At 74.2% G+C, this 13,624-nt stretch carries 12 protein-coding genes; 8 read left to right on the top strand and 4 right to left on the bottom strand.

The genetic code is table 11. The annotated features are described in order from the left end of the window. Nucleotides 1-202 precede the first annotated feature (202 nt). The 3 genes from ACZ55U_RS28280 to ACZ55U_RS28270 all read left to right on the top strand — a co-directional run bounded on the left by ACZ55U_RS28280 (nucleotide 203) and on the right by ACZ55U_RS28270 (nucleotide 3,717). Nucleotides 203-1,756, top strand: coding sequence for an amidase (locus ACZ55U_RS28280; RefSeq protein WP_465530356.1), 1,554 nt, complete (start codon nucleotides 203-205; stop codon nucleotides 1,754-1,756). Beyond that, nucleotides 1,753-2,991, top strand: a complete 1,239-nt coding sequence (locus ACZ55U_RS28275; protein ID WP_465530354.1) for an MFS transporter — start codon at nucleotides 1,753-1,755, stop codon at nucleotides 2,989-2,991. Before ACZ55U_RS28280 ends, ACZ55U_RS28275 begins: the two co-directional genes overlap by 4 nt. Before the next feature lie 204 nt (nucleotides 2,992-3,195). Continuing rightward, nucleotides 3,196-3,717, top strand: coding sequence for a pyridoxamine 5'-phosphate oxidase family protein (locus tag ACZ55U_RS28270; RefSeq protein ID WP_465530352.1), 522 nt, complete (start codon nucleotides 3,196-3,198; stop codon nucleotides 3,715-3,717). A gap of 38 nt (nucleotides 3,718-3,755) precedes the next feature. On the opposite strand, the gene ACZ55U_RS28265 is transcribed toward ACZ55U_RS28270, so the two are convergent. Continuing rightward, a complete protein-coding gene (locus ACZ55U_RS28265; RefSeq protein ID WP_465530430.1) occupies nucleotides 3,756-4,616 on the bottom strand; it encodes a DUF4389 domain-containing protein in 861 nt (286 codons plus the stop codon). A 468-nt stretch (nucleotides 4,617-5,084) separates the two neighbouring features. Between ACZ55U_RS28265 and ACZ55U_RS28260 the strand changes: the two genes are divergently transcribed. Together ACZ55U_RS28260 and ACZ55U_RS28255 are read left to right on the top strand one after the other, a co-directional pair. After that, entirely contained in the window at nucleotides 5,085-5,852 is a 768-nt protein-coding gene (locus tag ACZ55U_RS28260) for an SDR family NAD(P)-dependent oxidoreductase (protein WP_465530350.1), read from the top strand. 340 nt (nucleotides 5,853-6,192) lie between these two features. Beyond that, nucleotides 6,193-7,149, top strand: a complete 957-nt coding sequence (locus ACZ55U_RS28255) for a helix-turn-helix transcriptional regulator (RefSeq protein ID WP_465530348.1) — start codon at nucleotides 6,193-6,195, stop codon at nucleotides 7,147-7,149. Between the two features lie 21 nt (nucleotides 7,150-7,170). Here the strand turns inward: ACZ55U_RS28255 and ACZ55U_RS28250 are convergent, their stop codons facing one another. The 3 genes from ACZ55U_RS28250 to ACZ55U_RS28240 form a co-directional block, all read right to left on the bottom strand. Next, on the bottom strand, nucleotides 7,171-7,755 hold the full coding sequence (locus tag ACZ55U_RS28250) for a hypothetical protein (protein WP_465530346.1): 585 nt from the start codon (nucleotides 7,753-7,755) through the stop codon (nucleotides 7,171-7,173). A 525-nt stretch (nucleotides 7,756-8,280) separates the two neighbouring features. Then, nucleotides 8,281-8,559, bottom strand: coding sequence for a ScoMcrA-related endonuclease (locus tag ACZ55U_RS28245; RefSeq protein WP_465530344.1), 279 nt, complete (start codon nucleotides 8,557-8,559; stop codon nucleotides 8,281-8,283). A 16-nt stretch (nucleotides 8,560-8,575) separates the two neighbouring features. Further along, complete coding sequence (locus ACZ55U_RS28240; RefSeq protein WP_465530342.1) at nucleotides 8,576-8,719, bottom strand: hypothetical protein; 144 nt, start codon at nucleotides 8,717-8,719, stop codon at nucleotides 8,576-8,578. 960 nt (nucleotides 8,720-9,679) lie between these two features. Here ACZ55U_RS28240 and argH point away from each other — a divergent pair. From argH to ACZ55U_RS28225, 3 genes are all read left to right on the top strand, one after another. After that, entirely contained in the window at nucleotides 9,680-11,269 is a 1,590-nt protein-coding gene (argH, locus tag ACZ55U_RS28235) for an argininosuccinate lyase (RefSeq protein WP_465530340.1), read from the top strand. Nucleotides 11,270-11,271: 2 nt separating this feature from the next. Further along, a complete protein-coding gene (locus ACZ55U_RS28230) occupies nucleotides 11,272-12,444 on the top strand; it encodes an argininosuccinate synthase (RefSeq protein WP_465530338.1) in 1,173 nt (390 codons plus the stop codon). Nucleotides 12,445-12,541: 97 nt separating this feature from the next. Next, nucleotides 12,542-13,492, top strand: a complete 951-nt coding sequence (locus ACZ55U_RS28225; protein ID WP_465530336.1) for a methionyl-tRNA formyltransferase — start codon at nucleotides 12,542-12,544, stop codon at nucleotides 13,490-13,492. The last annotated feature ends 132 nt before the right edge of the window (nucleotides 13,493-13,624 follow it).

Below are 13,624 nucleotides of genomic sequence, written 5' to 3'. Positions count from 1 at the left end.
ACACACACCCCCCCCCCACCCCACCCCCACCCCCCCCCCCCCCCCCCCCCCCCCCCCCCCCCCCCCCCCCCCCCCCCCCCCCCCCCCCCCCCCCCCCCCCCCCCGCTCTCGCCAGGTAAGGCTTACCTTGCTTTTTGATCGCCGCTGCCTCTAGTCTCAAGTCCTCAGACAACCTGACAACCTGAGGACCTAGGGGTTGATCATGACAGACCTCCATGAGCTGACGCTGGCCGAACAGGCCGAGGCGGTCCGCGCGCGCACCGTCTCACCCACCGAACTGGTCGACCACCACCTGCGCCGGATCGAGGAGCTGGACGGCCTGCTGGGCGCCTACCGGACGGTCGACGCGCCCGGCGCCCGGCGGGCCGCCCGTTCGGCCGAGGCGCTGCTGGCCGCCGCCGGGACGGGGGCCACCGGCACCGGCGGGGCGGGGGAGGGCGCCGGGCTGCCACCCCTGCTCGGTGTGCCGCTGTCGGTGAAGGACACCTGGCCCGTCGCCGGGCTGCCGTTCACCGCCGGCTCCGCCGCCTTCGACGACCGCGTCGCCCCGGCGGACGCCGCCGTCGTCGGCGCCCTCCGGGCGGCCGGCGGCGTGCTGCTCGGCACCACCACGGCCGCCGAGTTCGGCTGTTCCGCGTACACCGAGACCGCCTACGCCACCGCGCGCAGCCCCTACGACCCCACCCGCGGCGCCGGCGGCTCCAGCGGCGGGGCGGCCGCCTCGGTCGCGGCCGCGCTGGCGGCCGGCGCCCTGGGCAGCGACGGCGGCGGCTCGGTCCGGATCCCGGCCGCCGCCTGCGGAGTCGTCGGCCTCAAGCCCAGCCGGGGGCGGGTGACCCCAGCCCCCGGGACGGACGCCTTCGGGCTGGCCACCGCCGGCCCGCTGGCCAGGACGGTGCTGGACACGGCCCTGCTGCTGGACGCCATGGCGGGCAGCACTCCGGGCGACGCCGGCACCCTGCCCGCCGTCCCCGCCGGGCACTTCCGGTCCTGCGCCGAACGCGAGCCCGGCCCCCTGCGGATCGGGATCCTGCCCCCGACGGACGGCTGGCACCCCGAGGCCGCGCTCGCCTGCCGCCGCACCGCCGAGCTGCTCGCCGGCCTCGGCCACCGGGTCGAGGAGGCCCCGCCGTTCGACCCGGACGAGTACCAGGCCGACTTCACCGTGCTGTGGAGCGTCCTGGCCGCCGCCGTGCCCGTCCCCGCGGAACGGGAGGAGCGGCTGCTGCCGCTGACCCGCTGGCTGCGGGCCCGGGGCGAGGAGCATGGCGCGGTCCGGCTGCACGCGGCGATGGCCTCGCTGACCGCCACCGCCCGTACGCTCTGCCGCCGCTACGGGCGGTTCGACGCCGTGCTGAGCCCGACCACGGACCAGCCGCCGCTGCCGGTCGGCGCGCTGGCCGACCCGGACGACCCGGAGCGCACCTACGCCCGGATGCTCGCCGTCACCCCGCGCACCCCGGTGGCGAACCTCACCGGCCGGCCGTCGATCAGCCTGCCGCTGCACTGGACGCCGGACGGGCTGCCGATCGGCGTGATGCTGACCGCCCGGCTCCACCAGGAGGGCCTGCTGCTCTCCCTCGGCGCCCAGCTGGAACGCGCCCGGCCCTGGGGCCAGCACGCCGCCCGGCAGGCGGCCGTACTGGCGCGGGCCCGGCAGACGGCGGCGCGGGAGGCGCGGGAACAGGCCGGGCAGCCGACCGCACCGTCGCAGGACCGGCAGACGGCCGCGCGCCCCGAGCGGAGCGCCCGGTGAAGCGCGGCAGGCTGGCGTTCCTGACCGGCACCCACATCGTCAACGACCTCTACCAGGGCGCCGTCCCGGCCCTGCTGCCCTTCCTGATGTCCCAGCGGCACTACAGCTACACCGCCGTCTCCGGCATCGCCCTGGCCGCGAGCGGCCTGTCCAGCGTCATCCAGCCGCTGTTCGGCCTGCTCGTGGACCGCCGCCCCCGCGGCTGGCTCATCCCGGCCGGCTTCCTCACCGCCGCCGCCGGCATCACCGGCGCGGCCATGGCCGGCAGCTACCCGCTCACCTGGCTCTGCGCCGCCCTGGCCGGCATCGGCATCGCCGCCTACCACCCGCCCGCCACCCACCAGGCGCGGATCGCGGGCGGACAGTCCCAGCGGGCGATGAGCCTGTTCTCCGTCGGCGGCACCCTCGGCGCCTCGCTGGCCCCGGCCCTGGTCACCTTCGTGGTCGGCTCGTACGGCCTGGGCGGCGGCTGGCTGCTCGCCGTCCCCGCGCTGGTGACGGCCGCGCTCTGGGCCGTGCAGAGCCGCCGGCGGCGGGGCCGCGCGCCGTCGACCCCGTCGCCGGCCCGGGGCGCGGCGGTGAGCACCCACCGCGACGACTGGCGGGCGTTCGGACGGCTCGTCGCGACCACGGTCGCCTGGTCGATCCCGTACGTGACCGTCACCTCCATGCTCGCCCTCCACATCCAGCGCGACCTCCACGGCTCCACGGGACTCGGCGCCGCCGCACTCACCCTGCTCACCCTGGCCGGGGCGGCCGGCACCCTGCTCGGCGGCTGGCTCGGCGACCGGCACGGACGGCTGACCCCGATCCGCACCGGCTACCTGCTGGCCGTCCCCGCCCTGGCCGTCGTGGCCTTCGCCCCCTCCGCGGCCGTCGCCGTGGCCGGCGCGGTGGCCTTCGGACTGGCCATGTTCCTGCCCTTCGCCCCGCAGGTGACCCTCGCCCAGGACTACCTGCCCACCCGGCCCGGCACCGCCAGCGGACTGACCCTCGGACTCGCCATGTCCGTGGGCGGCCTGGCCGCCCCGGCGCTCGGCGGCCTGGCCGACGCCCACGGCCTGCGGACCGCGCTCGCGCTGGTCCTCGGGGTGCTGGCGGTGGCGCTCGGCTGCGCGCTGTGCCTGCGCGACCGGGTCCTGACGGAGAGCGGGGCGGGAGCCGGCCCGGAGGAAGGACCGGCCGGCTCGCCCGCCGAGCCCGTCACCGGGGACGCGGCGTCCGCGAGGCGGTAGTGCCGCCGCCCCCGTCGGCCCTTCCACACCCGGCTTCTCCGCCCCGGCCCTTGCGCCCCGTCGGCGAGGAGGCCGGGCCACGGCCGAGCCACGCCGAGGAAAACACGACAGAGGATGTCGGGTTCCGGTGGGACAGTGGGGATCTCCGGCCGGTGCCACTCCGGCACCGGCCGGGAACGACGGACAGACCGGACAAGGACCCCCATGCGCGAGACCCCCGACGAACTCCACCGCCTCCAGGCCCTCCTGGACGCCTCCCTCTCCCGCTCCACCGCGCACCTGCGGTCGATCATCAACGAGGAGCGCACACTCACCGCCGAACAGCTCACCCGCGTCCTCACCGGCATGTGCACCCTCGCGCTGTCCACCGTCACCGCGAAGGGCGAGCCGCGGATCAGCGGCGCGGACGGGCACTTCCTCCACGGCATGTGGCACTTCGGCACCGCCCGCACCGCCGCCAAGGCCCGCCACCTCGCCGCCCGCCCCGCCGCCAGCGCCGCGCACATGCGCGGGGAGGAACTGGGCGTCTTCACCCACGGCACCGTCGAGGTCCTCAACCCCCGGGACGGCGAGCCCGCCGCCGACTGGCCGCAACTGCTGGCCTACTTCCAGGACTTCTACGGCCGCGAGACCTTCGACTGGGACAACGACGTCGTCTACTACCGGCTGCGCCCGCACTGGATGACCGTCTTCGCCGCCGACCCCGCCGCACTCGGCCTGGAGTGACGGCGTGCCGCGCAGGCCCCGGGCCGAACGAGACCCGGCTAGGAGCGGGCCAGCGTCTCGCTGGGCGCGTGTCCGGTGCCGGCGGGGCCCGGCACGAGGGGAGCGACGACGCGCCGGGCCGGGTTCGTGCCGTCGTCGTAGGTGCCGTAGTCGCCGTCGTCGTCCGAGTTCACCGAGGCGGTGATCGAGCCCGTCGCCGAGGAGGCCAGGCCGAGGAGCAGGAAGAGGACGAGCAGGCCGCGCCCGGCACCGCTCAGGACCAGCGGACGGGTCGCCGAAGTCGGGCCGGCCGGTTCACTGTCCGGCTCGTCGCCGAACAGCCGCTTGGGGTAGGCGGACGAGAGCAGCGCGAAATAGGCCGTGTAGCGCATCCGGTAGCGCAGGATCGCGGCCGTCGCCTCGAACAGCGGCCGCGGCATGCGGCCGAGGACCAGCACCACCAGCCAGAGGACGAACGACACCGCCCACCACCCCGCGAACACCAGGCCCTGCACGATCGAGGCCGGGATGACGAGGACGATGCGGAACAGCACGGCGAGCCGGTTCAGCCCGCCCGGCCGCAGCCCGACCCGCACCGGGTACTCCGGCGTCTCAAAGCGGAACGGCGGATAGCGGTCGACGAGGAGCATCAGGTACGCGGTGACGCGGGTGTCGTACGGGACGAACGCGGTGAGGTACGCCGCCACGACGTCGGGCAGCCGGCCGAGCACCAGAGCGCCGAACCAGCCGACGACGGCGACGAGGAACGCCACCACCGACAGCGCCCACACCACCACGAACTGGGGGACCAGCAGCAGCGCGCGCAGCAGCACCGTCCAGCGGCTCTGCGGGCCGGGTGCCGGAACATCCAGCGTCGGGAGCCACTCACGGCTGACGGGGGCGGGGGGAGCCTGCCACATCCGGGCCTCCACGGTCACGGGACGAGGGAACCCGGCGGTCGGGCCCGGCCGGATGTCCTCCGAAGATCGCAGCACCCCGGCCGTCCCGCGCGCCACGCTGCGCCGGACGGGGCAGCCGGCCGTCCCCGACCGGCGGGATCGCGATCGACGCGCGACGGCGTACGGCCGGGGCCGGTCTCCGGACGAACGGAGTAGCCGCGGGGGAGCGGGGACATCGGGATCGGACTTCGGGCTCGGCCGCGCGTCCGCCGAGCCGCGCGTCCGCCGGCGGGTCCTCGACCGGCTCTACCCGATCGGGTTCGAACTCGGCCCGGTTCCGGGAGCGTTCACAGCCCGTGGGACCGCACGACCGTGGCCGATCCTGAGGACCGGAAAAGATGCCCCCGCCAGCTCGGGAGCCAGAAGAATGGGCCCCGGCCGACCGGCGCAGCCGGCCGGGGGACCGGGAACGAACGAGAGGACGGCGACATGGCGCGCGTAGTGGTGATCAGCGGTGGCGGCACCGGCATCGGCTTCGCAGTGGCCGAGGCCTTCGCGGCGGACGGTGAGCAGGTGGTGCTGATCGGCCGTCGTGCCGAGGTGCTCGACAAGGCGGTGGCGCGGCTCGCCGCCGAGTACGCCGGGGCGCCGACTCCGGTCGCGCTGGCGGCCGACCTGACCGACCCTGCCGAAGCCGACCGGGTGGCCCGGGAGGTCGGCGGGCGCTGGGAGCAGGTGGACGTCCTGGTGAACAGCGCCGGCGGGAACGCCGCGCTGGGCGCCCCCGCCGGGCGCACCGATGGAACGGCGGGCGCCGCCTGGCACTGGGAGGAGAACTTCAGGGCGAACACCCTGACCGCAGTCCTGCTCACCGAGGCGCTGAGGGACCGGCTGGCCACCCCCGGCGGCCGGGTCCTGCTCATCAGCTCGATCGCGGCCTACCGGGGCTCCGGCAACGGCTCGTACGGCGGATCGAAGGCCGCGCTCCACCCCTACGCCTACGACCTGTCGGCCGACCTCGGCCCGCAGGGCGTCACCGTCAACGTGATCGCTCCCGGCTACATCGCGGAGACGGAGTTCTTCCGCGGGGCGCTGACCCCCGAGCGTGAGGGGATACTGATCGCCCAGGCCGACACCCGCAGGGCCGGCGTGCCCGCGGACGTGGCGCAGACGGCCCGTTGGCTGGCCTCGCCCGCCGCCGGCCACATCACGGCGCAGATCATCCAGATCAACGGCGGGAGCGAGCACGGGCGCTGACCGGCGCTCGGGCGCTGTCCGGGAATCCCGGGCCTGCGGAATCGATGAGGGCAGGTGGTCGGGGGGCGATGCGGTGAGGCCCACCGAGAACGAACCGCGTCGGAAGAGAGCGGCTTCGCCCCGGGCCTGCTGGGACCGCCCGGGGGGACCGGTCGAATCGGGGCTGAGGGCGCCGTGGCGGGTGAACCACCAGCGGACCGGCGAGCGGGTCTCCACCGGGTGTGCCGGGGCGGGCGCAGGGCTCGGGGGACATCTCACGGGTGGCTGTCGGACCCCTTAGGATCGTCAGCAGCCGAGCCGATGAGATGCGGGCGGACCGACGGCGGAGGGCGGCGCGGACATGCGGGGGAGCCGGGCGATCGCGCTGCTGCTGCTCCTCCAGGGCCGGCGGGCGATGACGGCCGCCGAGCTCGCCGCCGAGCTGGAGGTCTCCGAGCGCACCGTCCAGCGGGACGTCGCCGCGCTGGTGGAGGCCGGGGTGCCGGTGTACGCCGACCGCGGGCGCGGCGGGGGCTACCGGCTCGTCGACGGCTACCGCACCCGCCTCACCGGACTCGAACGCGCCGAGGCCGAAGTGCTGCACCTGGCCGGACTCCCGGGCCCGCTGCGCGACATGGGCCTGGCCGGGCAGGCCCTCGCCGCCCGGCTGAAGGTCGCCGCCGCGCTGGGCGACGCCCCCGCGGCGGCGGCCCGGCGCTTCCACCTGGACGCCCCGGCCTGGTTCCGCGAGGCCGAGCCCCCGCCGCTGCTCGCCGAGGTGTCGCGGGCCGTGTGGCAGGAGCGCGTCCTGCACGCCCGCTACGCCGCGCGCGGCGGCACCCGGGAGCGGCGGCTGGAGCCGTACGGCCTGGTCCTGAAGGCCGGGCAGTGGTACCTCGCGGCGCGCGGCCCCTCCGGCCGGGTCGGCACCTACCGCGTCGACCGCTTCGAGACCGCCGCGGCCGGCGACGAACGGTTCGAGCGCGACCCGCAGTTCGACCTCGCCGTCTACTGGACGGCGGCGGCGCGGGAGTTCACCCGCGCGATGCTGCGCGAGCGGGCCGTGGTGCGGCTGAGCCCGACGGCCGTCGAGAACCTCGCCGCCCTGCTGGAGCCGGTCGCCGCCGCCGACGCCCTGGCCACCGCCGGACCCCCGGACGCCGACGGCTGGGTCACCGTGACCCTGCCGGTCGAGGACTGGGACATCGGCTACCTCGAACTCCTGCGCCTCGGCCCGGAAGCCGAGGTCCTCGACCCGCCCGAACTGCGCGCCCGCCTCGCGGAGGCGACCCGCCGCGCCGCCGCGCTCTACGACTGACCGGCCGGCTCGGCAGCGGGCTCAGGCCGCCAGTTCGGGCGCCCCGGCCTCCCGCCGCCGCGATGGCGTCGCCGCGGCGAGGTGCCCGGCCGGCAGTGCCCGGCCGAGTACGAGGAGGTCCTGCGCCGGGACCCCGTACGTCAGGACCCGGTCGGCGTCCCTGCCGTGCTGGACCGTCGGGTCCAGCACGCCGGGGAACCGGGTGCGCGTGCAGGTGCGCCACTGGACGGCCGCGACCCAGCCGGTGGCCATGGCGATCCCGGCGTAGCCGCGGGCGCGTCCGTCGGGCCAGGTCGGGTCGAAGGCGCGGCCGTGCCGGTCAACGCACCAGGCGTGGAGGGACACCGTGCCGTCCTCCTCGATCGCGTACCCCTCGGCGTACGCCAGGCCGGGCGAGCGGCGGGCGACGCGCCACGCGTTGGGGAAGCCGGCGCCGCCGTTGCCGCGCCGGGGCATGCCGACCGGCCAGGGCGCCGGGGTCTGCAGGCACCCCTGGGCGAGCACCACGGCCTCGGCGGTGAGCCTGCCGCGCGCGGCCCTCGCCCGCAGCGCGCCGACCAGGACCCGCTCGTGCAGGGAGGTCTCGGCGTTCTCGATGGGGGACACGCTGGCCAGTCTTCTCAACGCCGCAGGGCCGCGCGAGGAGTACTACGCCATCCGGTGCGGCCGGCGAACACCGCGCCCCGGCAGGCCCCTTGGCCCACGCGTCGCGCCCGCGCCGAGTGCCGGGCCGACCGGGCCTGAGGCGGGCTCCGAGTCCGGTCCCGAGGCGGGTCCTGACGGGGCTTCGCCCTGCCCGGTGGGCGGCGCCTCGTCCTCCCGCGCCTCCCCGGCCGGCGGCGGCATCACCGGCTGCCCCGGCACCCGGTTCGGGCCGCGCGTCCCCCGGCCGCGCTGCTCGCGCCACCGGCCCTGGTCGTCCCGGTGGATCCTGTCGCTCATGGCGTCCTCCTCGTGCCGGCCGAACCCCCATCGTGGCTCACCCGTTGAACCCGGGGGCACGACGGCGGCCGAGGGCCACGGGCTCCCCCGGCGACGAGTGGCCGTGAGCCGGGCCCGTAATGACGACCCCGTCGCGGACGCCGGGACCCTGTAGCGCCCGGCCGTCCGACCGCCGTCGGCCGGAGCAGGTCAGTGGATCCGCTCGACGACGAAGCCGGCGCGCTCCAGCCAGGCCGCGGCCGCCGTCTTGCCGCCCGAGAACTCCTCACTGGCGAGGGCGCGTCCGTACTCGTACCGGTGCGCGACCCCGGCGATCGCCTTGGAGTCGTAGGTGCGCCCCTCGTGGTGGAGCACGTAGAGGCGGGCCCTGCCGAAGCCGTACGTCTCGCGGAACGCGTCGGCTCCGGCCTCGTCGCACTCCTCGATGGCCCTGATCACCGATTCCCGGCTGAGGACGCCCTTTTCCATGGGCGCATCGTAGGGTCTACCGGTCGGCCGGGCGGGTGAATCCGTAGGCCCGCTCGACCTTGGCCACGTGGAGCGCGTACGAGGCGTACCAGTGCTCGCGGCCGTGCTCGCGGGCCAGGACGTGGTCCGCGTGCTCCCGCCAGGCGGCGATCGAGCTCACCGGAGCCCCACTCCGACGCCGGGGGACGCACACACCGCGACCGGGCGTGGTCGGAGACTCGGGACACCGCTGCGCCTTTCCCTGGGGATTCCGCACGGGATTCCTGGCCGAGGGCGTGGGCGATTCCGGATCGAGGGCGTGCTCGGGGAAGTGCCGGCGTCGCCGCCGGTGAAATCCGCGCGCGCTGGGCCGCGCCATGCCGAATTCGGTCGTCGAGGCCGGCGGGGTTGCCGGGTGTGGAATTCCGAATTCCATCGAAGTGGATCGAAGCGGAATTCGCCGGTCCGGTGGAATCAGGCCGGCGCCCGGCTCCGTGCCGACCCAACCTGCCTGTGGTGATGGGGAGTTGCCGATCACTCCAGCCCCGATCCGTCGGACGGCTGGCTCCTGGTCATGACTATCACCGCACGGGAAGGTTATGCGCGGCTTTCGCGTGATCTGAGTCACGTTCTCGCCATAGATTTCCGGACGACCCGTATCGGAACGGCCGATAAGTGACCGGTCGTTGCAGACGTCACTCGGTGATCTGTACACTCCGGTGCATCACTATGCGGCACCCAGCCAGAAAGCGCTTCGGCCATGCCTCGCACCTCTCCCAAGGGTTTTCCAAGCGTCGCTGCGAATACCGGGGTGAAGGGCGGAATCGTCGGCCCGGGCGCGTGAAGGCCGGCTTCTCCCACACTGTCTGACCGGCACGCGGGGCGCACCGCACGGCCCCGCCGGGGCACGTTCACGGCTTTGACGCGTGCACATCACCACGGCACATCACCACAGTACGGCGCAGCGCCATCACGCACACCAGGCACCAAGCACCAGGCACCACACGGCACCACCAGGCACCGACGCCCGGCGGACCCACACCCGCCGGGCCGCGGACTCCCGCGAGCACCAGGCGGCCCACGCCCCCGCACCACCGGGGGCCGACGGCCGTCCCACCGACTCGACCAAGGAAGGGCCCTGATGACCGAGAAACTCTGGGGTGGACGCTTCGAGGAGGACATCACCCGTGACGTCCTCGACTACACCCTCACCACCGACGTCGACGTCCGGCTGGTCTTCGCCGACCTGTGGCAGGACCTCGCCCACGTCCTGATGCTCGGACGGCAGGGCATCATCCCCGCCGACAACGCCCGCAAGATCCTCGCCTCCCTGCTGGCCCTGCACGAGAAGCACGAGAACGGCGAGCTGCGGCTGCGTCCCGAGCTGGAGGACGTCCACTTCAACATCGAGCAGCTGGTCATCGACGACCTCGGCCGCGAGGTCGGCGGGCACATGCACACCGCCCGCTCCCGCAACGACCAGGTCTCCACCGACACCCGGATGTACCTGCGCCGCGCCCTGCTCGAAGCGATCGACGCCAACCTCGAACTCATCGCCGAGCTGCTCTCCTTCGGCGAGGAGGACCTGCTGGCGATCCTGCCCGGCTACACCCACTCCCAGGCCGCCCAGCCCGTCTCGGTCGGCTTCTGGAAGACCGCCCACGCCAGCATGCTGCTGCGCGACGTCGAGCGACTGCGCGCCGCCTACACCCGCGCCGACGCCTCCCCGCTGGGCGCCTGCGCCCTGGCCGGCACCAGCTTCCCGCTGGACCGCGACCTGACGGCCCGGCTGCTGGGCTTCGGCTCGGTGCTCACCCACGCCCTGGACGCCACCAGCGCCCGCGACCACGTCATCGAGGCCGCCGCCGCGTTCGCCATCGGCAGCAACAACCTCTCCCGGATGGCCGAAGAGGTCGTCATGTGGTCCGGCCACGAGTACAGCCTCGTGGAGGTCTCCGACGCCTACGCGACCGGCAGCTCGATCATGCCGCAGAAGAAGAACCCGGTGGTCGCCGAGCTCACCCGGGGCCGCGCCGGACGCACCGCCGGCACCCTGGTCCAGCTGCTCACCATGGCCAAGTCCGTCACCCTCGGCTACAGCTGCGACCTCCAGGAGGACAAGCCCTTCCTCTGGCAGGCCATCGACGCCTACACCGCCACCGTGCGCATCACCACCGGCCAGACCCGGGGCCTGCGCTTCGACACCGCGCGCGGCGAGAAGCTGTGCTGGGACAACTTCTCCACCGCCACCGAGCTGGCCAACTACCTGGTCTCGGACCGGGACCTGCCCTTCCGCGAGGCCCACCACGTGACCGGCTCGCTGGTCGGCGCGCTGATCAAGGAGGGCGCCACCCTGCGGGACGTCCCGCTGGCCGCCCGGATCCTCGTCGACCTCGGCCACCCGGTGCCCGAAGCCGTCCTGGAGAACCTGCTGGCACCGCGCACCGCCGTCACCAGCTACACCTCCGCCGGCGGCACCTCCCCGCAGAGCGTCTCCGCCGTGCGCGAGGAACTGCTGCGGGGCGCCGGCACCCACACGGCCTGGGCCGAGGAGGCCCGCACCGGCCTGGACAACGCCCTGACCACCACCCTGGCGACCGCCCGCAAGGTCGCCGACGGCGCGGACTTCGCCGCCGAGCTGGAGAGTGCCGTCAGCGCACTGAGCACCGCCACCCCGTCGACCACCGCCACTCCGTCGAACACCTCCACCCCGTCGACCCAGGGAGCCTGACCATGAAGATCGTCCTGGCCTACTCGGGCGGACTGGACACCTCCGTCGCCCTGCACTGGCTCAAGGAGCGCTACGACGCCGAGGTCATCGCCTTCTGTGCGGACATCGGCCAGCTGGAGTCCCTGGAGACCGTCAGGCAGCGCGCCCTGGACACCGGCGCCGCCAAGGTCTACATGGAGCCGCTGACCGACCGCTACCTGAGCGACTTCGCGCTGCCCGCCCTCCAGGCCCACGCCGCGTACGAGAACAAGTACCTGCTGGCCGCCCCGCTCTCGCGCCCGCTGATAGCCCAGCGCATGGTGGAGATCGCCCACCAGGAGGGCGCCGACGCCGTCGCCCACGGCGCCACCGGCAAGGGCAACGACCAGGTCCGCTTCTACACCTCCGTCACCGCCCTGGACCCGGGCCTGAAGGTGCTCGCCCCCGTCATCGACTGGGAGCTGACCGACCGGGACTCCGAGATCGCCTACGCCCGCGAGCACGGCATCCAGGTCTCGGTGACCAAGGAGAACCCGTACAGCATCGACACCAACATCTGGGGCACCAGCATCGAGTGCGGCGAGCTCGACGACATCACCGCCGCGCCCCCCGCCCACGCCTGGCAGCTCACCGCCGACCCGGCCGCCGCCCCGGACGCCCCCGAGGACGTCGCCATCGGCTTCGAGGCCGGCGTGCCCGTCTCCCTGGACGGCGAACGGCTGCCGCTGGCCGAGCTGGTGCGCCGGCTCACCGAGCGCGCCGCCCCGCACGGCGTCGGCCGCGTGGACATCGTCGAGAGCCGCATCGTCGGCTTCAAGACCCGCGGCATCTACGAGGCCCCCGCCGCCACCGTGCTGATGGCCGCGCACGCCGAGCTCGAAGCGATCGTGCTGGACCGCGAGACCCTCCACCACAAGCAGGCCATGTCCCTGCGCTACGCCGAACTCACCTACTACGGCTACTGGTTCTCCGACCTGCGTCGCGCCATGGACGCCTTCGTCGGCTCCCTCCAGCCCCAGGTCACCGGCGAGGTCACCATGCGGCTGTTCAAGGGCGGCTGCACCGTGCTCTCCCGCACCTCGCCCAACTCCCGCTACAGCAACCGCCTGGCCACCTACGAGGCCGGCGACACCTTCAACCACGCGGCCGGCGCAGGCTTCGCCTACGTCTGGGCGCTGCCGCTCACCCGTCCCTGACCGGTCCCCGCTCGTCCGGCCCGTCCCCGTCCGCCCCGCCCGTCCCCGCTCGTCTCGTCCGTCCCGCCCGCCGTACCGCCGAAAGGACACACCGACCGTGCGCATCGTCTTCATGGGCTACCAGACCTGGGGCCACCGCGTGCTGGAGGCCCTTCTCGCCTCCGACCACGAGGTGCCGCTGGTGATCACCCACCCCAGCAGCGACCACGTCTACGAGACCATATGGAACGACTCCGTCGTCGAGCTGGCCCGCAGCCGCGACATCCCCGTCATCGAGCGCAAGTACGCCAACGACGACGAGGTCGCCGGGACGCTCAAGGAGCTCCAGCCGGACCTGCTGGTCTCCTCCGACTGGCGCAGCTGGGTGGCGCCGCACATCTACGAACTCGCCCGCTACGGCGCCATCAACATCCACGACGCACTGCTGCCCCGCTACGGCGGCTTCGCCCCGCTCAACTGGGCCCTGATCAACGGCGAGCCCGAGGTCGGCGTCACCGTCCACTTCATGAACGAGCAGTTCGACCTCGGCGACATCGTCGTGCAGAAGCGCGTGGCCGTCGAGGACACCGACACCGTCACCGACCTGTTCCACAAGACGGTCAGCCTCTTCGCCCCGGCGACCCTGGAGGCCATCGACCTGATCGGCTCGGGCCGCACCACCTGGACCAAGCAGGACCCGTCCCAGGCGACCTTCTTCCACAAGCGCTCCGTCGAGGACAGCCGGATCAGCTTCGACTGGAGCGCCGGTGACATCCGCAACCTGGTCCGCGCCCAGGTCGACCCGTACCCCAACGCCTTCGCCTACTACAAGGGCGAGCGGGTGCGCATCCTCTCCGCCTCCGTCTCCGCCGACCGCCTCGGCGGCACCCCCGGGCGGGTCTTCCGCCCCGAGGGAGAGAGCGGCGTCGCCGTGGTCTGCGGTCCGCAGTCCCACCGCGGCACCGAGTACGGCCTGGTGATCGAGCGGCTGCGCACCGACGACGGCACCGAGCACACCGGCGCCGAGTTCTTCACCACCATGGGCGGCTACCTGACCAGCAGGCCCTGACGCCCCCCACCCGCACACCGCGGGGGGAGACCACCAAGGAGGTCCGCGATGGCCGTCTGCCCCCCCTGGGGGAACACACTTGGATGTGGGCCTTGGACTCCTGGCTGCCATGGTTCTCCGAGGCAGCGGCTT

The sequence above is a fragment of the Kitasatospora sp. NPDC034533 genome, assembly GCF_055575155.1.
Note: the sequence above shows the minus strand (reverse complement) of the source record. Positions and strands in the feature narration are given on the sequence as shown.

What these genes read in the sequence shown, in the direction of transcription:
- ACZ55U_RS28255 (WP_465530348.1), top strand. Translation starts at nt 6,193, where the DNA reads ATGCGGGGGAGCCGGGCGATCGCGCTGCTGCTGCTCCTCCAGGGCCGG.
- ACZ55U_RS28245 (WP_465530344.1), bottom strand. Translation starts at nt 8,559, where the DNA reads ATGGAAAAGGGCGTCCTCAGCCGGGAATCGGTGATCAGGGCCATCGAG.
- ACZ55U_RS28260 (WP_465530350.1), top strand. Translation starts at nt 5,085, where the DNA reads ATGGCGCGCGTAGTGGTGATCAGCGGTGGCGGCACCGGCATCGGCTTC.
- argH (WP_465530340.1), top strand. Translation starts at nt 9,680, where the DNA reads ATGACCGAGAAACTCTGGGGTGGACGCTTCGAGGAGGACATCACCCGT.
- ACZ55U_RS28280 (WP_465530356.1), top strand. Translation starts at nt 203, where the DNA reads ATGACAGACCTCCATGAGCTGACGCTGGCCGAACAGGCCGAGGCGGTC.
- ACZ55U_RS28270 (WP_465530352.1), top strand. Translation starts at nt 3,196, where the DNA reads ATGCGCGAGACCCCCGACGAACTCCACCGCCTCCAGGCCCTCCTGGAC.
- ACZ55U_RS28265 (WP_465530430.1), bottom strand. Translation starts at nt 4,616, where the DNA reads ATGTGGCAGGCTCCCCCCGCCCCCGTCAGCCGTGAGTGGCTCCCGACG.
- ACZ55U_RS28230 (WP_465530338.1), top strand. Translation starts at nt 11,272, where the DNA reads ATGAAGATCGTCCTGGCCTACTCGGGCGGACTGGACACCTCCGTCGCC.